The sequence below is a fragment of the Wielerella bovis genome (assembly GCF_022354465.1).
In the GTDB taxonomy this organism is placed as follows: Bacteria; Pseudomonadota; Gammaproteobacteria; order Burkholderiales; family Neisseriaceae; genus Wielerella; species Wielerella bovis.
In genome coordinates this window covers 1,914,393-1,934,917 of the sequence record NZ_CP092361.1, presented here as the reverse complement: position 1 = coordinate 1,934,917, position 20,525 = coordinate 1,914,393, and the positions used below count along the sequence as shown (strand labels likewise).

The following is a 20,525-nucleotide window of genomic DNA, read 5'->3' as shown; positions in this document are numbered from 1 at the left end:
ATGAGTTGACAGTTTTGGGTAGTAGGCGTATAGTTCTGACTTTCGCTGCTACGGCGGTGAGGTTAAAAGAGAGAAATATTTGATTGTAAGGCATATGGTTAGATATTTCAAGATTTTGATTGAGAAGAGTTCTTTAAAAGCAAGATTACCGATAAGTGTGAGTGCCTGATGGTCTCACACTGTTTTGAGAGATACAAGATTTGATTTGGAATTTTCCTATTAAGTTTTTGTTAATTTCTTTGAAGCAGACCAGAAGTTAAATAAGTTAGAGATTGAACATAAGAGTTTGATCCTGGCTCAGATTGAACGCTGGCGGCATGCTTTACACATGCAAGTCGGACGGCAGCACGAGTACTTGTACTTGGTGGCGAGTGGCGAACGGGTGAGTAATGCATTGGAACGTACCGAGTAGTGGGGGATAACTAGTCGAAAGATTAGCTAATACCGCATACGTCTTGAGAGAGAAAGCAGGGGATCTTCGGACCTTGCGCTATTTGAGCGGCCAATGTCTGATTAGCTAGTTGGTGGGGTAAAGGCCTACCAAGGCGACGATCAGTAGCGGGTCTGAGAGGATGATCCGCCACACTGGGACTGAGACACGGCCCAGACTCCTACGGGAGGCAGCAGTGGGGAATTTTGGACAATGGGGGCAACCCTGATCCAGCCATGCCGCGTGTCTGAAGAAGGCCTTCGGGTTGTAAAGGACTTTTGTCAGGGAAGAAAAGGCGATTGCTAATATCAGTTGCTGATGACGGTACCTGAAGAATAAGCACCGGCTAACTACGTGCCAGCAGCCGCGGTAATACGTAGGGTGCGAGCGTTAATCGGAATTACTGGGCGTAAAGCGAGCGCAGACGGTTTGTTAAGTCAGATGTGAAATCCCCGAGCTCAACTTGGGAACGGCGTTTGAAACTGGCAAGCTAGAGTATGTCAGAGGGGGGTAGAATTCCACGTGTAGCAGTGAAATGCGTAGAGATGTGGAGGAATACCGATGGCGAAGGCAGCCTCCTGGGATAATACTGACGTTCATGCTCGAAAGCGTGGGTAGCAAACAGGATTAGATACCCTGGTAGTCCACGCCCTAAACGATGTCAATTAGCTGTTGGTGCACTTGATGCATTAGTAGCGTAGCTAACGCGTGAAATTGACCGCCTGGGGAGTACGGTCGCAAGATTAAAACTCAAAGGAATTGACGGGGACCCGCACAAGCGGTGGATGATGTGGATTAATTCGATGCAACGCGAAGAACCTTACCTGGTCTTGACATGTACGGAAGAGCGTAGAGATATGCTTGTGCCTTCGGGAGCCGTAACACAGGTGCTGCATGGCTGTCGTCAGCTCGTGTCGTGAGATGTTGGGTTAAGTCCCGCAACGAGCGCAACCCTTGTCATTAGTTGCCATCATTTAGTTGGGCACTCTAATGAGACTGCCGGTGACAAACCGGAGGAAGGTGGGGATGACGTCAAGTCCTCATGGCCCTTATGACCAGGGCTTCACACGTCATACAATGGTCGGTACAGAGGGTAGCCAAGCCGCGAGGTGGAGCCAATCCCAGAAAACCGATCGTAGTCCGGATTGCACTCTGCAACTCGAGTGCATGAAGTCGGAATCGCTAGTAATCGCAGGTCAGCATACTGCGGTGAATACGTTCCCGGGTCTTGTACACACCGCCCGTCACACCATGGGAGCGGGGGATACCAGAATTGGGTAGGGTAACCGCAAGGAGCCCGCTTAACACGGTATGCTTCGTGACTGGGGTGAAGTCGTAACAAGGTAGCCGTAGGGGAACCTGCGGCTGGATCACCTCCTTTCTAGAGAAAAGAAGAGATTATTAGGTACTCACACTTATCGGTAATCAGAAGATGCAAGGATGATTAAACAGAAGTTTAAGAGTCAAAAGTACATGGGTTTGTAGCTCAGGTGGTTAGAGCACACGCTTGATAAGCGTGGGGTCGTAGGTTCAAGTCCTACCAGACCCACCAGTTGCAGCACAGGAATACTGGGGGCATAGCTCAGTTGGTAGAGCACCTGCTTTGCAAGCAGGGGGTCATCGGTTCGATCCCGTTTGCCTCCACCAAGATTAAATAAAATGAAATTGCAAATTAAAGCGAGTTTGTGTAGAATGAATAGTTTGCTTGTTTTAATTTGCAATTTCCTGACAAAGTCGGGAAATGATTGCATCGATCTTTAACAAATTGGAAAGCCGAAATCAACAAACAAAGACAAAGCAATCTTTAAATATAGAAATGAAAGATTGTGCGAATTTGGGTGATGATTGTATCAAGTAGTTTGTGAAACACAAAAGGCACAAACTACTCACAACAAAGCAGTAAGCTTTATTGTTTGAGAATTTAAGTAAAGATTGGTAGTCAACGCCAGTTTTTGCAAAGTCAGAGGTTCTTCAAATGATAGAGTCAAGTGAATAAGTGCATCAGGTGGATGCCTTGGCGATGATAGGCGATGAAGGACGTGTAAGCCTGCGAAAAGCGCGGAGAAGCTGGCAAAAAAGCAATGATACCGCGATGTCCGAATGGGGAAACCCACTGTACTTGTACAGTATCCCAGTCTGAATACATAGGACTGGTGAAGCGAACCGGGAGAACTGAACCATCTAAGTACCCCGAGGAAAAGAAATCAACCGAGATTCCGTAAGTAGTGGCGAGCGAACACGGAGCAGCCTGTGCGTGATAATTGATGCGTTAGGAGAAGGACTTGGAAAAGTCCGCCATAGTGGGTGATAGCCCCGTATCCGAAAACACATTAATGGTACTAAGCGCACGACAAGTAGGGCGGGACACGTGAAATCCTGTCTGAATATGGGGGGACCATCCTCCAAGGCTAAATACTCATCATCGACCGATAGTGAACCAGTACCGTGAGGGAAAGGCGAAAAGAACCCCGGGAGGGGAGTGAAATAGAACCTGAAACCTGATGCATACAAACAGTGGGAGCACCTTTATGGTGTGACTGCGTACCTTTTGTATAATGGGTCAACGACTTACATTCAGTAGCGAGCTTAACCGAGTAGGGGAGGCGTAGGGAAACCGAGTCTTAATAGGGCGCATAGTTGCTGGGTGTAGACCCGAAACCGAGTGATCTATCCATGGCCAGGATGAAGGTGCGGTAAAACGCATTGGAGGTCCGAACCCACGCATGTTGCAAAATGCGGGGATGAGCTGTGGATAGGGGTGAAAGGCTAAACAAACTCGGAGATAGCTGGTTCTCCCCGAAAACTATTTAGGTAGTGCCTCATGTATCACTTCTGGGGGTAAAGCACTGTTATGGCTAGGGGGTCATTGCGACTTACCAACCCATTGCAAACTCAGAATACCAGAAAGTGCAATCATGGGAGACAGACATCGGGTGCTAACGTCCGGTGTCAAGAGGGAAACAACCCAGACCGCCAGCTAAGGTCCCAAATGACAGATTAAGTGGTAAACGAAGTGGGAAGGCACAGACAGCCAGGATGTTGGCTTAGAAGCAGCCATCATTTAAAGAAAGCGTAATAGCTCACTGGTCGAGTCTTCCTGCGCGGAAGATGTAACGGGGCTCAAATCTGTAACCGAAGCTGCGGATGCTTTTAAAGCATGGTAGGGGAGCGTTCTGTAAGCCTGTGAAGGCGGCTTGTAAAGGCTGCTGGAGGTATCAGAAGTGCGAATGTTGACATGAGTAGCGATAAAGCGGGTGAAAAGCCCGCTCGCCGAAAGCCCAAGGTTTCCTACGCAACGTTCATCGGCGTAGGGTGAGTCGGCCCCTAAGGCGAGGCAGAAATGCGTAGTCGATGGGAAACGGGTTAATATTCCCGTACTTTGATTCAATGCGATGTGGGGACGGAGAAGGTTATGCTAGCAAACTGTTGGAATAGTTTGTTTAAGCCAGTAGGTGGAAAGAGTAGGCAAATCCGCTCTTTCTTAACACCGAGACGTGATGACGAGTAACTACGGTTACGAAGTAGCAAATACCACGCTTCCAGGAAAAGCCACTAAGCTTCAGTTGAATCAGAACCGTACCGCAAACCGACACAGGTGGGCAGGATGAGAATTCTAAGGCGCTTGAGAGAACTCGGGAGAAGGAACTCGGCAAATTGATACCGTAACTTCGGGAGAAGGTATGCCCTGTAAGGTTAAGGACTTGCTCCGTAAGCCAATCAGGGTCGCAGAGAATCGGTGGCTGCGACTGTTTATTAAAAACACAGCACTCTGCTAACACGAAAGTGGACGTATAGGGTGTGACGCCTGCCCGGTGCTGGAAGGTTAATTGAAGATGTGCAAGCATCGGATCGAAGCCCCAGTAAACGGCGGCCGTAACTATAACGGTCCTAAGGTAGCGAAATTCCTTGTCGGGTAAGTTCCGACCCGCACGAATGGCGTAACGATGGCCACACTGTCTCCTCCCGAGACTCAGCGAAGTTGAAATGGTTGTGAAGATGCAATCTCCCCGCTGCTAGACGGAAAGACCCCGTGAACCTTTACTGTAGCTTTGCATTGGACTTTGAAGTCACTTGTGTAGGATAGGTGGGAGGCTTAGAAGCAGAGACGCCAGTTTCTGTGGAGCCGTCCTTGAAATACCACCCTGGTGGCTTTGAGGTTCTAACCCAGACCCGTAATCCGGGTCGGGGACCGTGCATGGTAGGCAGTTTGACTGGGGCGGTCTCCTCCCAAAGAGTAACGGAGGAGTTCGAAGGTTACCTAGGTCCGGTCGGAAATCGGACTGATAGTGCAATGGCAAAAGGTAGCTTAACTGCGAGACCGACAAGTCGAGCAGGTGCGAAAGCAGGACATAGTGATCCGGTGGTTCTGAATGGAAGGGCCATCGCTCAACGGATAAAAGGTACTCCGGGGATAACAGGCTGATTCCGCCCAAGAGTCCATATCGACGGCGGAGTTTGGCACCTCGATGTCGGCTCATCACATCCTGGGGCTGTAGTCGGTCCCAAGGGTATGGCTGTTCGCCATTTAAAGTGGTACGTGAGCTGGGTTTAAAACGTCGTGAGACAGTTTGGTCCCTATCTGCAGTGGGCGTTGGAAGTTTGACGGGGGCTGCTCCTAGTACGAGAGGACCGGAGTGGACGAACCTCTGGTGTACCGGTTGTTTCGCCAGAAGCATAGCCGGGTAGCTAAGTTCGGAAGAGATAAGCGCTGAAAGCATCTAAGCGCGAAACTCGCCCAAAGATGAGACTTCCCCTGCGATTTAACCGCATTGAAGGGTCGTTGTAGACCACAACGTTGATAGGTCGGGTGTGGAAGCGCAGTAATGCGTGCAGCTAACCGATACTAATTGCCCGTAAGGCTTGACTCTATCATTTGAAGGACTTTGAAAATAGAAAAACTGAAATCAAAGTAAACAAAAATGAAAATAAAGCTTACTGATGACTCAGTCATCACCAAAAACAAATACCAAAGATAAAGGCTTTCCAGTTTGACAGTTTATGTTTGGCGACCATAGCGGTTTGGCACCACTCCTTCCCATCTCGAACAGGACAGTGAAACGAACTAGCGCCGATGATAGTATAGTCCCTATGCGAAAGTAGGTCATCGCCAAACTCTTAATCCTAACCCCCTAGCTCACATAGTGCTAGGGGGTTTATCTTTTTATCAGTATGAAGTAATTTGTCAGAGTGGAAATCAATTATAGTCAATTCAAAATAAAATAGTACAATACCCTATTTTCTAGGATTTAAAAATGGCACATTCAACATTCAACTGAACTGCGAAATAAAGCATTAAATTATTATGAACAATGCAAAAATATCAGTAAAGTTTCCCAAGCTTACCAAATATCCAGAAATACACTCTACCTATGGATACGCTTAAAAGAGCAAACAGGCAGCTTAAATCATCAAGTAAAGGGACAAAATGCCAATAAATTAAACAGTCAAAAATTGGCTGAATATGTGCAACAACACCCTGATGCTTATTTATATGAAATAGCTGAACATTTTCATTGTTCAAAATCAGCCATTTTTTATGCACTCAAAAGAATGGGTATCACGCGTAAAAAAAGACCACCACATACAAAGAACAAGACCTAAATAAAGTAAAGCATTATTTAAATCAACTGGCTGAATTTTTTGATTATCAGCATGTTTATTTGGATGAAACAGGATTTGATACTTACTTGTTTCGTCCTTATGCGCGTAGTCCAAAGGGACAGGTCATCAAAGCCCAAATCAGTGGTAAAAAGTACCAACGTTTATCGCTTGTTGCCGCACAAATCGGCAATAAACTGATTGCACCAATGATTTATCAAAACACAATGACCAGTGCTTTTTTTGAAACATGGTTTGAGCAATGTTACCTGTAGAAATAAGAAATCTGTCATTATTTTAGATAATGCACGATTTCATCGTATGGGTATTTTGCGTGAAATGGCGCACAAATGGGGGCATAAAATTTTGCCGCTTGCGCCTTATTCACCAAAGCTTAATCCCATAGAACAAACATGGGCAAACATTAAGAGATATATGCGAACCATGTTACCTTGTGGAAGGCATTTTACTGATACGTTAGTGTCCTATTCTTATTTTAACTGACTATACTATAGGTGTAGAATTAAATAAACGGTACACACAGGAGAACAGTTATGGCTATTCACAAGATTATCGCCAAATGATTTTAGAAAAATTAAATTCGGGTTACAGCTACCGTGAATTGGCAGCGGAATATGGCATCAGTCGCAGTACCATTCAACTATGGAAAAAATGCATTGAACGTAAACCCTACCCCAAAAGAACCAATAAAATCAATGATGAATTATTGCGAAAAGACGTAGAACAATTTCCTGATGATTTTCAAAGAGAACGCGCTGTTCGCTTTAACTGTTCACAAAGAGCCATTGGTGTGGCACTTAAACGGCTAAAAATCACTCAAAAAAAAGATTCTTAAACACCCCAAAGCTCAACCCGAAACAATTGAACAATTTCTCTCATTAAAACAACAGTATGAGCAAGAGAAACGTCCTATTGTTTATATTGATGAAAGTGGTTTTAAAAACCAAACTTATCGTCCTTATGCCTATGCGCCAAGAGGACAAGTTTGTCATGGCAATCACAACTGGCAAATCAAAAACACAACCAATGCCATTGGCGCACTGTACCAAAATCAATTGATTGCAGTGGGTTTGTATGAATTCAGCATCAATTCAGATGTGTTTTATTCATGGGTTCAAAACGTTTTACTGCCACAATTACCGCCCAACAGTGTTTTGGTAATGGATAATGCGACTTTTCACAAACGTCAGGACATTCAAGAGCTTATTGTTTTATAAGGGCATGTGATTTTATGGTTACCGCCATACTGTCCTGATTTGAATTTAATTGAGCACACTTGGGCTTGGATTAAACATTTACGTCAAGATTGGTTATTGGATTGCATTCACTCTTTGTTTTTTTATTTTACTTGGTTGTGTACCGAATTTTAATTTCTTTATCTATATATGCGAACCATGTTACCTTGTGGAAGGAATTTTACTGATACATTGGTGTCCTATTCTTATTTTAACTGACTATAAATTGAATCCACTGTAATTTAATGCTTTATTTCGCAGTTCAGTTGAATGTGTTATTTTTTAAATCCTAGAAAATAGGGTATTGTACTATTTTATTTTGAATTGACTATACTATTTTATATATAGTTGAGAAAATAAATCCCTCAAAACAAAATGATTGCTTTGAGGGATTTGAGAAAATAAATATTAAGCACGTTTACGGAATTCACCCGTACGTGTATCAATTTCTACTTTATCTCCATTTTCAATGTAAGACATTACTTGGATTTCAGTGCCACCAACTAAACGTGCAGTTTTCATTACTTTACCAGAAGTATCACCTTTAACGGCAGGTTCAGTGTATTCCACTTCGCGTACAATGATAGTGGGCAATTCTACTGAAATTGCGTTACCTTCGTAGAAAGTTACTTCGCAATCATCTTCCATGCCATCTACGATGAATTTTAAGGCATCACCGATATTATCAGCTTCAATTTCGTATTGATTAAATTCTTCATCCATAAATACATACATAGGGTCTGCAAAGTAACTATATTTGCAGTTTTTACGTGATAGGATAATTACATCAAATTTGTCATCAGCTTTAACGATGGTTTCAGAAGCTGCGCCAGTCAGTAAGTTTTTTAATTTCATAGAAACTTTAGCTGATGAGCGACCGCCTTTAATATATTCGGTTTTTTGAACTACCATAGGGTCGTTGCCAATCATAAATACATTACCAGCGCGTAATTCTTGTGCAGTTTTCATTTGGATGTTCTTTCAATTAGAATATTGGGTTAAAAAATAAAACGTGTAATTTTACCGCAAATTTGATTTTTGATAAAGAAAAAAGCAGCCTGAAAACTTTTCAGGCTACCTTTTGTTAATAATTACTTTTGCCAACTATCTTTTAGTGTAACCGTACGATTGAACACAGGTGTTTCCCCCATTTTATGGTCATATCGGTCGGTAACAAAATAGCCCATGCGTTCAAATTGCCAATGGCTTTCGGCTGGCAAATCGCGCACCACAGGCTCGGCAAACGCAGTAATCTCTTGAATGGATTGCGGATTGATGAAATCGGTAAACGGCAAATATTCGCCATCATCGCCACGCACCGCATCGGGGCGTTCTACCGTAAACAGGCGGTCATACAAACGCGCTTTGATGGGCACAGCGTGTTCGGCAGACACCCAGTGAATCACGCCTTTCACTTTGCGACCTTCGGGATTTTTGCCCAAAGTGTCGTGGTCAATGCTGCATTTCAATTCAATGACTTGACTGTTTTTGTCTTTCACGACTTCATCGCATTTGATGACGTAACCGTGTCGCAAACGCACTTCACCGCCCAAAGTCAGGCGTTTCCAGCCTTTTGGTGGCACTTCGGCAAAGTCGTCTTGTTCAATGTAAATGGTTGAACTGATTGGCACTTCACGCTCGCCAAAGCTGTCGTTATTGGGGTGGAATGCGGCTGTGCGGCTTTGCGTTTTGCCGTGTTCAAAATTGGTCAAAGTCACTTTCAAAGGATTGAGCACCGCCATCAAACGTGGCGCGGAATGTTCCAATTCTTCGCGGATGGCGCCTTCCAAAACGCTCATGTCCACAATGTTTTCCGATTTGGAAATGCCCACGCGTTTGGCAAACAGGCGCAAACCTTCGGGCGTGTAGCCGCGTCTTCGCATACCCGAAATAGTGGGCATGCGTGGGTCGTCCCAGCCTGAAACGTGGTTTTCGCTAACCAGTTGATTTAATTTTCGTTTTGATGTGATGGAGTACAGCAATTCCAAACGCGAAAATTCGTATTGGCGCGGGTGCGATTGAATCGGGATATTGTCCAACACCCAATCGTAAAGCGGACGGTGCGCTTCAAATTCCAAAGTACACAAAGAATGGGTAATGTTTTCAATGGCATCGGAAATGGCGTGGGTGTAATCGTACATCGGGTAAATGCACCATTTGTCGCCAGTATTGTGGTGGTGGGCGCGGCGAATGCGGTAAATCACGGGGTCGCGCATATTGATATTGCCCGATGCCATGTCAATTTTCAGGCGCAGGGTTTTGCTGCCGTCTGGGAATGCGCCGTCTCGCATTTTCATAAACAAATCAAGGTTTTCTTCTACGATGCGGTCGCGGTAGGGGCTGTTTTTGCCTGCTTCGGTCAGAGTGCCGCGATATTCGCGCATTTCGTCTGGCGTGAGTTCGCAAACGTAGGCTTTGCCGTCTTTGATTAAGCCGACTGCGTAATCAAATAATTGGTCAAAATAATCAGAGGCATAACGCGGTTCGCCTTCCCATTTAAAGCCGAGCCATTGCACGTCTTCTTTAATGGAATCAACGTATTCTTGGTTTTCTTTTTCGGGATTGGTGTCGTCAAAACGCAAATTGCATTTGCCGTCAAACACATACGCCAAGCCAAAATTCAAGCAAATGGATTTGGCGTGTCCGATGTGCAAATAGCCGTTGGGTTCGGGCGGAAAGCGCGTTTGAATGGCGGTGTGTTTGCCACTTTGTAAATCGTCTTCAATGGTCGTGCGGATAAAGTGGTTGTCGGCAAATTGGTCTTTGTTTAACATAATAATCTTTCGTCGGATGTTGAGACAGCCTGAAATCAAAAATGCTCAATTTTACCTGAAAATATGCTTTTCGTGTTTTTCAGGCTGCCTGAAAATATTTTTACTTTTCTAATTAGGAAACAATGTTGTGCAAAATGAAATCAATCGTATCCAAGCACTTTATCGTGAATGGCTGCAATTACAGGAAAAACTGCAAAGAGAACAAAAAGACTGGCAACGTGCTAATCAAATTATGCATGAATTAAATGCCTTTTATTTTGATGGTCAATTTCAAGAATTCTATGAAAAAATGGAACAGGGTGCGGACGTGGATTTGCGTACCGAAGGGGAATACAGTGTGATGAGCGAAGATACGCTGTGGAATGCTTTTCATGAACATCAACAGTTGGCGTGGGCGCGTTTGCGTGGTGCGATTGATGTGTTGGATAAACAAGATGAGTGATGTTTTTATTGCGCTATTCAGGCAGCCTGAAAGCCATTTTGTATTATGAAAATCTTAAAAGATAGCCTGATTTATTTATTCGGCGAATTGGTCGCCAAAGCCCTGCCATTTTTGCTGTTGCCGTATTTGACACGCAAATTTGGCAGCGCAGGTTTTGGCGAATTGTCTTACTATCAAACCATTGGCTCATTGTTGATAATTGTCTTCGCATTCAGCCAAGATGGCGCACTCACGCGCTATTTTTATGTGTATGGTAAGCGCAATTTGCACAATATCATGCTTTCAGGCTACCTTTATACGCTATTTTGTACGATTATTGCATTATTATACGCATGGTTTAGCCAATCTATGATATTGGCTGCTGTCATTGTCGCCGCCGCAGCACAAAGCATACTCGGCGTGCAATTAGCATGGCGACAATGTCAAAAATATGCTGTGTCGTACACGCTGATTCAAATTGCCAGCGGCGTATTGACCAGTTTGCTGACAGTAGTTTTTTTGGAATCCAGCGACCACATCAGTCCCACGCCACGTTTCGCTGCCTTATTTATTGGCAATATCATCATTTCCCTAATAGCTTATTATTTTGCCAAACCCAAGCATTTTGCCAAAAAAGGCAGCCTGAAAATCCTAAAACTTTCAGGCTGCTACATCATCGCATTTGGTGCGCCATTATTATTGCATCATGCCAGCGGTTTCATCAAAGGGCAGTTGGACCGTATTGTGATTTATCAGCATTATCCTGCTGAACAATTGGGTATTTATGCCGCAGCTTACCAAGTTGCCAGCATATTGAGCATATTATTGCTCGCCATCAATAAAGCCACCGTGCCACATTATTATCAAGCCATCAAACAAGGCAGCCTGAATGCCACCAAAGTGCGTCAATTCGCGCGATATAGCCTGATAATTGCGCCATTGCCCGCATTTATCACATATATGCTGCCTGAAAAATTATTTCTATGGCTATTGGGTGCCGCATACGGCGGCGTGCAGCATTATATTTGTTTGTTTTTAATCGGATTTGGATTGACTATTCCCTATTATTTGCTGGTCAATTACCTGTTTTATTACGGCAAAAACAAACTCATCGCCAGCATTTCGCTCCTGTCCACAGGCGCGTATTTGCTCGCCTTATTTGCCACCGCCTTGCTCGGCATCGCATGGATACCGCTCGCCATGATAATCGGCAATATCGCCATTTTGCCGATACTGTTTTATTATGTGCGCGAAGAAAAGGCAGCCTGAAACGCATTAACACGCTTATTTTTCCGTCAAAAACCATTTTTCAGGCTGCCTTTTGCTAAAATAGGCAGCCTGAAAAACACGCGACAACATTCAAAATGCCCAATTTATTCATTTGTCTCACCCCGCTACAAGCCCTAATCGCCCAGCAACTTATCCGCCAAACCGCACCCACGCCCGCACATTTGCTGATGGTATGTTACGCCGAAGCCGATAACGCCAAATTCCGCCACTATTACCAAACCACCGCCCAGCTTTGCCAACGTTCCGATTATATTGTCGTGCCAAGTAATTCATGGAAACGAATATTTAATCTTTCCAAATTATTGAAAAATTTAGATAAATTATATCAAACCATTTACGCTGCCAGTATAGACAACCCCAATGTCCAATATCCCATTAGCCATTTGCATTTTGAAAAACTGGAAACTTTTGACGATGGCACAGGCAATCTCTATCCCGACAGCATTTTGTATCGCAATCATGCGGCAACAATAAAATGTAAAATAATCAAGGCATTACAAAGAATTCGTTACCAAACCGAAGATTTGCGCCACCTATCCGCGCAACATCACACGCTGTATCCCAATCAAGCCAATATCAGCTCAAACACCGTGCCGCTACAATTATGGGATACGCAGCCTGAAACCCCATTTTCAGGCAGCCTGAAACCGCAAAAAATTTTATTGGGACAACCCCTGTTTACGCGCAATGAAGACAATATCACCCTGTTTAACCAATTGTGCGACCACATTCAAGCCAATGCCTATTTTCCGCATCCACGCGAAAATTATCGTTTGGATAAAGTAGAATATATTGATACCATATTGATTTTTGAAGATTATTTATTGCAACAAATCCAAATGCAGCCTGAAACCGAATTTCACATTTATCATCTTGCTAGTACCGCTGCAATCAATGTGAACCATTTTCCACGCACCCAAATTCATGCATTGCGCCCCGATAGTGAATTTTTCAGGCAGCCTGGTTTGATATATTTGTATGATTTAATGGCGAAAATGGATATTGCGATAGAAGATTTTGCGCTGGATAAGGCAGCCTGAAAAATACAGCAAATAAAATCAACAAAAAATCGCACGATACTTGCAATCGCATCTATAAGATAGTCTGAAAATTCGGTAAAATAACGCGATTTTTATTTCAGGCAGCCTGAAACCATCGAGCATACGAAAATGAACCAAAAACCACGTATCAAAATCCAACATTTCGGCGCAATCCAACAAACCAATCCCGACAATCAAGGCTGGTTAGACATTGAGAAAGTAACCGTGTTTATTGGCGACCAAGGTTCGGGCAAAAGCACGGTTGCCAAGCTGATTTCCACATTTATGTGGATAGAAAAAGCGTTGGTGCGTGGCGATTTGGACGCGAAAACCTTGCAGCGCAAAGGCAAATTCACTCAATTTTTGAAATACCATCGTTTGGAAAGCTATGTTCAGCCAAACAGCTATATTGAATACGATGGTTTGGCGAAACACATTATTTTTGAAAACAATCAGTTAAAAGTTCAAAAAAATGAGTCTCACGAGCAGAATTATGTTTTGCCACAAATTATGTATGTGCCAGCCGAACGCAATTTCATTTCTTATGTAAAAAATCCGCGTGAATTGAAAATTACATCGGAAAGTTTGCAAGAATTTATTACTGAATTCAATAATGCCAAACGTGCATTAAAAGAACCGATTGCCCTACCAATTAACAATATTCACTTGAAATATCAAGAAAAAACAGACAGCCTGAAACTCAAAGGCGAAAATTACGAAATTGATTTAAGCGATGGTGCAAGCGGTTTTCAGTCTGCTGTACCTTTGTTGTTGGTGTCGGATTATTTGGCAAATTCTATTGTTAATCCGAATGTCAACAATGCGCCCATGTCTGAAAAAGAACGCGAGAATTTTTCCAAAGAAATGAAACAAATATTAGAAAATGCCGATTTTTCTGATGAACAACGGCGTTTGGCGATTTCGCTTTTATCGGCAAAATTTAATAAAAAAGCCTTTATCAATATTGTGGAAGAACCAGAGCAAAATTTATTCCCTAATTCACAATGGGAGATTTTAAAAGAACTATTAAAATTTAATGATTTGGCAGAATTTAATCAATTATTCATAACTACCCATAGCCCCTATATCATCAATTATTTGAGTATAACAATTAAGGCTTCACAAATTTTTCAGGTGATTTTAGATACATATTTCAATATTTATAATACAGAGCTTCCATGTGGTTCTGAATTAGAAAAAGAAATATTTGATAAGCTTGATGAAATTATTGATACAGATTGTTGGCTAGAAAGTCATGATTTATCTATTTATCAATTAAAAGATGGCGTTGTAACTCTGCTACCTGAAATTTACGGCATTCCTTCTGATGATAATTACCTTAATCAAATGCTGCGAGAAGGCAATGATTTAATTGATAAATTATTTGATATTGAAGATGAATTTGAAAGAAGATTTAATGATGACATCTACGACATCTAATTTTTTCATCTTACAAATCAATGAGCCAACTCGCAGCGATAAATTGTTTGGCTTATGTGATGATGAAGATAATTTACCAGCTTATTCAGATAACAGGCAGCCTGAAAAATGGATTGCCATCGCTGATAATCCAAATGAATGTGGTGTGCAATTTTATCCCATTGATAATGTTGTTATTTGTGTAAACGGAAACAATCAACAAGAAAGTTTATGCGATGGTATGCTGACTTTTGATGACCGATTGTTTTTGGTAGAATTAAAAGAACGTGGTAGAAAACAAGATTGGCGTTCCAAAGCAAAACATCAGTTAATCAATACCATCAAATTATTGATAGAACACAATCCGCAAGAATTACAACATTATTCTGTTTTTAAAGCCTATATTTGTAATAAAACATTACCAAAATTTGAAGAAACAACCATAGCGGAAAAAAATGAATTTCGTGAATTATCCAAGCAATTAGGCATTCGCATTAGACTGGATATTCAAGCAACCATTCACATTAAATAAAACGAAAGAAAACAATGTCCCAAACCCTTTTAATTGAATTACTTACCGAAGAACTCCCCCCAAAAGCCCTGAACAACTTGGGCAACCACTTCGCTGCCGCCATTGCCGAAGGCTTGGAAAAAGCCCAACTGATTGATGGCGAAACGAAATTCACCGCCTACGCCTCGCCACGCCGTTTGGCGGTAGCCGTGCCGAATGTGAAAGCGGTGCAAGCCGACCAGCACATCGTCAAAAAAGGTCCCGCGCTGACCGCCAACGAAAAAGCGATTGAAGGCTTTGCGCGTTCCAATGGCGTGGAAGTGGGCAGCCTGAAAGTCATTCATGACGGCAAACAAGAAATTTATGCCCACGAATTTACCCAATCAGGTCAAACACTTGCTGCTTTGCTGGGCGACATCGTTCAGGCTGCCGTGAAAAAATTGCCCATTCCCAAAGTCATGCGTTGGGGCAGCAGCACCCACACGTTTGTGCGCCCCGTTCACGGCTTGATTGCGCTGCATGGCGCGGAAGTTGTGCCGATTAACGTGCTGGGCTTGGACAGCGCAAACAAAACTTTGGGACACCGTTTCTTGTCGCAAGGCGAAATCGTGTTCGCACAAGCCGATGATTATGCAACACAATTAGCCGAGCAAGGCAAAGTCATCGCCCAGTTTACCGAGCGCAAAGCCACCATTCAAGCCGAATTGGACAAGCAAGCAGGCAGCCTGAACGCGACCGTTGCCGCCGATGAAAGTCTGTTGGACGAAGTTACCGCTTTGGTGGAATACCCCGTTGTTTTGCAAGCGAGTTTTGAAGAACATTTCTTGTCCGTGCCACAAGAATGCTTGATTTTGACCATGCAGCAAAATCAAAAATATTTCCCACTTTTGGATAAAAACGGCAAATTGATGAACCAATTTTTGCTGGTTTCCAATCTGAAAACCGATGACCCCAGCCACATCATTCACGGTAATGAGCGCGTGTTGCGCGCGCGTTTGTCGGACGCGGCGTTTTTCTACACGCAAGACCAAAAGGCGACTTTGGCAAGCCGTTTGCCGAAATTGGCGAATGTGGTTTACCACAACAAAATCGGTTCGCAAGCGGAACGTGTTGAAAGATTACAGAAAATTGCCGCACACATTGCAGGCAGCCTGAATGCCGACACCGCACTTGCCGAACGCGCCGCGAAATTGGCAAAAGCCGATTTGGTAACGGAAATGGTGGGCGAATTCCCAGAATTACAAGGGGTTATGGGCAAATATTACGCGCAACTGGACGGCGAACAACCCGAAATCGCGCAAGCCATTGAGCAGCATTATCAGCCGCGTTTTGCGGGCGACACGCTGCCTGAAAGCGCGATTGCGACCGCCGTTGCGCTGGCGGACAAATTGGAAACGCTGGTCGGCATTTGGGGCATTGGCTTGATTCCGACTGGCGACAAAGACCCGTACGCGCTGCGCCGTTCCGCTTTGGGTGTGTTGCGTATGTTGATGAATTATCCTTTGTCTATCAATGATTTGTTGCAATTTGTGGCAGCGCAATTCCCTGCGAATTTGCTGGCTGAAAAAACGGTTGGCGAAGTGGCGGACTTTATGCAGGCGCGTTTGGCGGTGTTGTTGCAAAACGATTATCCGCAAGATGTGGTGGCGGCTGTGTTGGCGCAACGCCCTGACCGTTTAGATGATTTGTTGGCGAAATTGCAAGCTGTTCAATCATTTAAACAATTACCCGAAGCCAGCGCATTGGCAGCCGCCAACAAGCGCGTGCAAAATCTGCTGAAAAAAGCGGAAAGCGAATTGGGCGAAGTGCGTGCCGATTTGTTGGCGCAAGACGAAGAGCAAGCCTTGTTTACCGCCGTGCAAGATTTGCAGCCGCGTGTGCAAACCGCGATTGCCGCGCGTGATTTTCAGGCAGCCTTAAAAGCGTTGGCGGCAATCAAACCGCAAGTTGATGCGTTTTTTGATGGCGTAATGGTGATGGTGGACGATGCGGCTGTGAAACAAAATCGCTTGAATTTGTTGAATTTGTTGGCGAATTTGATGAATGGCGTGGCGGATATTTCGGCATTGAGCGAGTAAATAGGAAAATAGGCAGCCTGAAAACACAAAATTGGTTTTCAGGCTGCCTTTTTATGATTTTTTTATAATTAACCTAAATATTTAATAAAGGTTTGCACGCTCAAAATTGCCATGGCAATCACCACCAACGCACCAAAAATCGTCATCCAAACGGGGTGTTTGTAATCGCCGACTATTTTTGTCTTATGCGCCGCCAACAAAATCAAACCCAAAGCAATCGGCAAAATAAAGCCGTTTAACGTACCCACCAAAACCAACACTTGGGCAGGGCGACCAATCGTTGCCAACACAGCCGTTGAAACCACGATAAAGGCAATAATTACCCAGTTTTTATGTTGTTCAATTTTCGGGCTGAAACTGGAAATGAACGACACCGAAGTATAAGCCGCGCCAATCACAGAAGTAACAGATGCCGCCCAAATCACCATGCCGAAAATCATCAAACCCCAATTACCTGCAACGTGTTGGAATGGTGTAGATGCAGGATTGGCTTTATCCAAAGCCACGCCTTGCGCCACCACGCCCAGCACCGCCAAAAACAGTACCACGCGCATCACAGACGCAATCAAGATTGCCGTAATGGAACTGCGGCTCACTTCGGGCAATGCAGCTTTGCCTTTCACACCAGCGTCCAACAAACGGTGTGCGCCCGCAAACGTGATGTAACCGCCCACAGTACCGCCCACCAGCGTGACGATTGCAATCGGGTCAAGCGTTTCAGGCACAAACGTCCGCGCCACCGCTTCGCCCATAGGCGGATTGGCTTGGAATGCCACATAAACCGTCAGCGCAATCATCACAAAACCCATGATTTGCGCGAATTTGTCCATTGCCTTGCCCGCTTCTTTGAACAAGAAAATGCCAATCGCAATCGCACCCGAAATAATCGCGCCCGTTTCAGGCGTTACGCCCATCAACAAATTCAAGCCCAAACCAGCACCGCCCACATTGCCGATGTTGAACGCCAAACCGCCCATCACAATCAGCAAAGCCAAAAAATAGCCCGCATAAGGGAAAACTTCATTGGCGATGTCTTGGGCGCGTTTTTCCGAAATGGCAATAATGCGCCAAATATTCAGTTGTGCGCCAATGTCCAAAATAATGGACAGCAAAATCACAAAACCAAAACTCGCAGCGAGTTTTTGCGTGAACGTGGCGGTTTGGGTTAAGAAACCCGGCCCAATGGCGGAAGTTGCCATCAAAAAAGCCGCGCCCAAAAGGGCATTACGGCGATTGGATTGTTGAGACATGATTTTTACACTCCTGATAAGTGGTTAAAAATAAAAATCTTTTTGGATGAGCCCATGTCGCTAACGCGCCATATTAAAACTTCGCTCGTTCTGTTTCTGCTTAAAAAATGGTTTCAGGCTGCCTGAAAATCAATTTTCCATTTGTAAATACACTTGCAACAATGCCACGCAAATGATTAACAGCACCACCAGAAAAATGGTTTTCTTTGAAATGGCGGGCAATAATTGCACATGGGGTTGAAATACAATGCATTTTTTAGCTTGGTAACGCAAAAAACTGGGTAGCAATAACATGATGACGGGATAGGCAATCAAAATTAACATGCGAATTTCTTCGCTGATTTGTGCTTGATTTATCCACATGACACACATCAAATAGCCGCTTGCCAATGCCACGATAAATGCCCAAATTCGGAAAACTTGTTGCCAGTCAATTGGTATTTTTTCATATTGATAGCGAGTGCCTTCTTTGTGCAAAATGCGTGCGCTGTATAAAGGGATAACTGGGATAAATGCCAATATTATCCAATAAGTTGAGGTGTATGAACCATCACTTTGATAATCACATTCACCGTAAAATCTTGTGCCAAAACCATTGATTGATGACATGTTTTTCCTTGATTAAAATGTTTTCTGAATTTTTCAGGCTGCCTGAATTTTTATCCCATTATCCGCCAAAGCCTTGCGAATTTTATCGGCAAATTCAAGCGCGTGCGCCCCATCGCCATGCAAACAAATGCTGTCGGTTTGCACCGCCACGCGACTGCCGTCCACAGCCGTAACCGAGCCATCTCGCACCATTTGCAACACTTGCTCCACCGCTTCATCATCGCTGGACACGGTCGCATCGGGGCGCGAACGTGGCACCAGCGAACCGTCTGGCAAATAACGTCTGTCGGCAAACACTTCGGAAATCACACCCAAACCTGCGTTTTGTGCTGCCTGAATGTGCAGGCTGCCTGAAAGCCCCATCAATTTCAATTTGGGGTTAAATTCGCGTATGGTTTGCGCGATTAAATTTGCCAAATCAATGTCTTGTGCCGATTGGTTGTACAATGCGCCATGCGGTTTCACATACGCCATTTCCACGCCAAAATGGTCGCACAAAGTTTGCACCGCGCCCAGTTGATACAAAAGCCAAGCGCGTAATTCGTTTGCTGGCAAATCCATGTTTTTTCTGCCGAAATTTTCGCGGTCGGGGAAACTGGGGTGTGCGCCCACACGAACGCCATTTTCTTTTGCCCAAACAAGGGCTTGTGCGATGTGTTCTGCGCCACCTGCGTGTATGCCACAACAAATGTTCGCGGACGTTACGCGTTGCAATAAGGCTTCGTCCACGCCACAGGCTTCGGCTAAATCGGCATTTAAATCTACTTGCATTTTTATTTATCCTTTTGAATCATTTTATTTTTTTTCAGGCTGCCTGAAAGTTCATTTTTTCTTTGCAATCACTCCAATTTGATGCAAATACGCTTCATTGTGCCGTTTCAATTTAGCTGCTTCCTGTGGTGTGGCAATCTGAAAAAACACCTTGCTACCAAAACGGATTTGCGCCAAATGCCCCAAATCTGCCGCCACCACAGTCGCTATTTTCGGATAACCGCCCGTGGTTTGCGTGTCTGCCATCAATACAATCGGCTGACCGCTTGGCGGTACTTGCACCGTGCCAAACTGCACAGCGTGCGACAACATTTCTATTTCTTTAACCTTGTTCAGTACACTACCGCCAAAACGGTAGCCCATGCGGTTGCTGTCGCTTTGTAGCGTCCATGGGTTTTGCCAGAAGCGGTAATGTGCATTGCGCGTAAATGCGGTGTATTCGGACGATGGCAGCGCATGAATGCGGTTGGTAAACGGAATGGGGGCAATGCCAATGCGCTGCATTTCACACGCACTGCCGCCCAAAGCGATGCGGTCGCCTGCTTTCAGGTTCCGTCCTTGGTGTCCACCGAATGCGGCTTTTAAATCGGTGCTGCGTGCGCCCAATACTTCGGCAACATCCAAACCACCATGAACACAAACATAACCATACATGCCGTGCACAGCGCGTATCAAGCGCAGGGTTTGCCCTGCACGGGCGGTGTAGCGCCAATAGGAATGCACGCTTTCGCCGTCCAAATCTGCCTGATATACCGCGCCTGTGAGACAAAACGGTGTATCACGTTCAAAGCGCATGCTGATTGAACCGAGCGCAACTTCAATGGCGGCAGCATTTTCTTCGTTTTGCAGCAACAAGTTACCTGCTTTGAGCGCGAGTGTATCCATCGCACCTGCGTGTCCGATGCCGAGTCGGCGTAAACCGTAGCGTCCTAAATCCTGTACGCTCGCCAATGTAGCGCATTCAAGTATTTCTAACATAATGCAAGTCCTTTTTTTCAGGCTGCCTGAAAAAGCCGATTGGTTGTACTAAAAAATATGTGGGCAAATTGTTGCCCACGTTGCGGCGGATAAATATTTC

General features: G+C 44.5%; 13 protein-coding genes, 2 tRNA genes, 3 rRNA genes and 2 pseudogenes. 14 read left to right on the top strand and 6 right to left on the bottom strand.

Annotated elements, in window-relative coordinates:
* Positions 1-274 precede the first annotated feature (274 nt).
* The 8 genes and pseudogenes from MIS45_RS09415 to MIS45_RS09380 all read left to right on the top strand — a co-directional run bounded on the left by MIS45_RS09415 (position 275) and on the right by MIS45_RS09380 (position 7,419).
* A 16S ribosomal RNA gene (locus MIS45_RS09415) occupies positions 275-1,811 on the top strand.
* Positions 1,812-1,905: 94 nt separating this feature from the next.
* A tRNA-Ile gene (locus tag MIS45_RS09410) sits at positions 1,906-1,982 on the top strand.
* A 19-nt stretch (positions 1,983-2,001) separates the two neighbouring features.
* Positions 2,002-2,077, top strand: a tRNA-Ala gene (locus tag MIS45_RS09405).
* A gap of 335 nt (positions 2,078-2,412) precedes the next feature.
* A 23S ribosomal RNA gene (locus MIS45_RS09400) occupies positions 2,413-5,298 on the top strand.
* Positions 5,299-5,431: 133 nt separating this feature from the next.
* Positions 5,432-5,543, top strand: a 5S ribosomal RNA gene (gene rrf / locus MIS45_RS09395).
* Together the 16S, 23S and 5S rRNA genes with 2 tRNA genes alongside form the textbook arrangement of a ribosomal RNA operon.
* A gap of 146 nt (positions 5,544-5,689) precedes the next feature.
* Positions 5,690-6,532 (top strand): annotated as a pseudogene (locus MIS45_RS09390) (IS630 family transposase).
* A 76-nt stretch (positions 6,533-6,608) separates the two neighbouring features.
* Positions 6,609-6,884 carry an IS630 transposase-related protein gene (locus tag MIS45_RS09385; protein WP_249450346.1) on the top strand — a complete coding sequence of 92 codons (276 nt, stop codon included), beginning with the start codon at positions 6,609-6,611 and terminating at the stop codon, positions 6,882-6,884.
* Positions 6,877-7,419, top strand: a pseudogene (locus tag MIS45_RS09380) (IS630 family transposase). The gene MIS45_RS09385 and the pseudogene MIS45_RS09380 overlap by 8 nt, the downstream one beginning before the upstream one ends.
* A gap of 273 nt (positions 7,420-7,692) precedes the next feature.
* Here the strand turns inward: MIS45_RS09380 and efp are convergent.
* Both efp and MIS45_RS09370 read right to left on the bottom strand, forming a co-directional pair.
* On the bottom strand, positions 7,693-8,253 hold the full coding sequence (efp, locus tag MIS45_RS09375) for an elongation factor P (protein WP_249442358.1): 561 nt from the start codon (positions 8,251-8,253) through the stop codon (positions 7,693-7,695).
* Positions 8,254-8,375: 122 nt separating this feature from the next.
* A complete protein-coding gene (locus MIS45_RS09370) occupies positions 8,376-10,058 on the bottom strand; it encodes a glutamine--tRNA ligase/YqeY domain fusion protein (RefSeq protein WP_249450344.1) in 1,683 nt (560 codons plus the stop codon).
* Positions 10,059-10,185: 127 nt separating this feature from the next.
* Between MIS45_RS09370 and MIS45_RS09365 the strand changes: the two genes are divergently transcribed.
* The 6 genes from MIS45_RS09365 to glyS all read left to right on the top strand — a co-directional run bounded on the left by MIS45_RS09365 (position 10,186) and on the right by glyS (position 16,817).
* Positions 10,186-10,500, top strand: a complete 315-nt coding sequence (locus tag MIS45_RS09365; protein WP_249448454.1) for a DUF4298 domain-containing protein — start codon at positions 10,186-10,188, stop codon at positions 10,498-10,500.
* 45 nt (positions 10,501-10,545) lie between these two features.
* Positions 10,546-11,748: an oligosaccharide flippase family protein gene (locus MIS45_RS09360; protein ID WP_249450343.1), complete on the top strand. Its 1,203-nt coding sequence runs from the start codon at positions 10,546-10,548 to the stop codon at positions 11,746-11,748.
* A 95-nt stretch (positions 11,749-11,843) separates the two neighbouring features.
* The gene (locus MIS45_RS09355) at positions 11,844-12,809 is read left to right on the top strand and encodes a glycosyltransferase family 52 (protein WP_249450341.1); all 966 of its coding nucleotides are present in this window, start codon (positions 11,844-11,846) and stop codon (positions 12,807-12,809) included.
* Positions 12,810-12,938: 129 nt separating this feature from the next.
* Complete coding sequence (locus tag MIS45_RS09350; protein ID WP_249450340.1) at positions 12,939-14,249, top strand: AAA family ATPase; 1,311 nt, start codon at positions 12,939-12,941, stop codon at positions 14,247-14,249.
* On the top strand, positions 14,227-14,760 hold the full coding sequence (locus tag MIS45_RS09345; protein ID WP_249450338.1) for a hypothetical protein: 534 nt from the start codon (positions 14,227-14,229) through the stop codon (positions 14,758-14,760). The genes MIS45_RS09350 and MIS45_RS09345 overlap by 23 nt, the downstream gene beginning before the upstream one ends.
* Before the next feature lie 14 nt (positions 14,761-14,774).
* A complete protein-coding gene (glyS, locus tag MIS45_RS09340) occupies positions 14,775-16,817 on the top strand; it encodes a glycine--tRNA ligase subunit beta (protein WP_249450335.1) in 2,043 nt (680 codons plus the stop codon).
* Between the two features lie 68 nt (positions 16,818-16,885).
* Here glyS and MIS45_RS09335 read toward each other — a convergent pair whose 3' ends face one another.
* The 4 genes from MIS45_RS09335 to MIS45_RS09320 all read right to left on the bottom strand — a co-directional run bounded on the left by MIS45_RS09335 (position 16,886) and on the right by MIS45_RS09320 (position 20,425).
* Positions 16,886-18,067 carry an NRAMP family divalent metal transporter gene (locus tag MIS45_RS09335; RefSeq protein ID WP_249450334.1) on the bottom strand — a complete coding sequence of 394 codons (1,182 nt, stop codon included), beginning with the start codon at positions 18,065-18,067 and terminating at the stop codon, positions 16,886-16,888.
* A 129-nt stretch (positions 18,068-18,196) separates the two neighbouring features.
* A complete protein-coding gene (locus tag MIS45_RS09330; protein ID WP_249450332.1) occupies positions 18,197-18,676 on the bottom strand; it encodes a hypothetical protein in 480 nt (159 codons plus the stop codon).
* 33 nt (positions 18,677-18,709) lie between these two features.
* Complete coding sequence (gene pxpA / locus MIS45_RS09325) at positions 18,710-19,447, bottom strand: 5-oxoprolinase subunit PxpA (protein ID WP_249450330.1); 738 nt, start codon at positions 19,445-19,447, stop codon at positions 18,710-18,712.
* A 51-nt stretch (positions 19,448-19,498) separates the two neighbouring features.
* The gene (locus MIS45_RS09320; RefSeq protein ID WP_249445726.1) at positions 19,499-20,425 is read right to left on the bottom strand and encodes a 5-oxoprolinase subunit C family protein; all 927 of its coding nucleotides are present in this window, start codon (positions 20,423-20,425) and stop codon (positions 19,499-19,501) included.
* Positions 20,426-20,525 lie beyond the last annotated feature (100 nt).

Coding starts and splice junctions, on each gene's coding strand:
- efp (WP_249442358.1), bottom strand. CDS start 8,253: ATGAAAACTGCACAAGAATTACGCGCTGGTAATGTATTTATGATTGGC.
- glyS (WP_249450335.1), top strand. CDS start 14,775: ATGTCCCAAACCCTTTTAATTGAATTACTTACCGAAGAACTCCCCCCA.
- MIS45_RS09330 (WP_249450332.1), bottom strand. CDS start 18,676: ATGTCATCAATCAATGGTTTTGGCACAAGATTTTACGGTGAATGTGAT.
- MIS45_RS09355 (WP_249450341.1), top strand. CDS start 11,844: ATGCCCAATTTATTCATTTGTCTCACCCCGCTACAAGCCCTAATCGCC.
- pxpA (WP_249450330.1), bottom strand. CDS start 19,447: ATGCAAGTAGATTTAAATGCCGATTTAGCCGAAGCCTGTGGCGTGGAC.
- MIS45_RS09320 (WP_249445726.1), bottom strand. CDS start 20,425: ATGTTAGAAATACTTGAATGCGCTACATTGGCGAGCGTACAGGATTTA.
- MIS45_RS09385 (WP_249450346.1), top strand. CDS start 6,609: ATGATTTTAGAAAAATTAAATTCGGGTTACAGCTACCGTGAATTGGCA.
- MIS45_RS09350 (WP_249450340.1), top strand. CDS start 12,939: ATGAACCAAAAACCACGTATCAAAATCCAACATTTCGGCGCAATCCAA.
- MIS45_RS09370 (WP_249450344.1), bottom strand. CDS start 10,058: ATGTTAAACAAAGACCAATTTGCCGACAACCACTTTATCCGCACGACC.
- MIS45_RS09335 (WP_249450334.1), bottom strand. CDS start 18,067: ATGTCTCAACAATCCAATCGCCGTAATGCCCTTTTGGGCGCGGCTTTT.
- MIS45_RS09345 (WP_249450338.1), top strand. CDS start 14,227: ATGATGACATCTACGACATCTAATTTTTTCATCTTACAAATCAATGAG.
- MIS45_RS09360 (WP_249450343.1), top strand. CDS start 10,546: ATGAAAATCTTAAAAGATAGCCTGATTTATTTATTCGGCGAATTGGTC.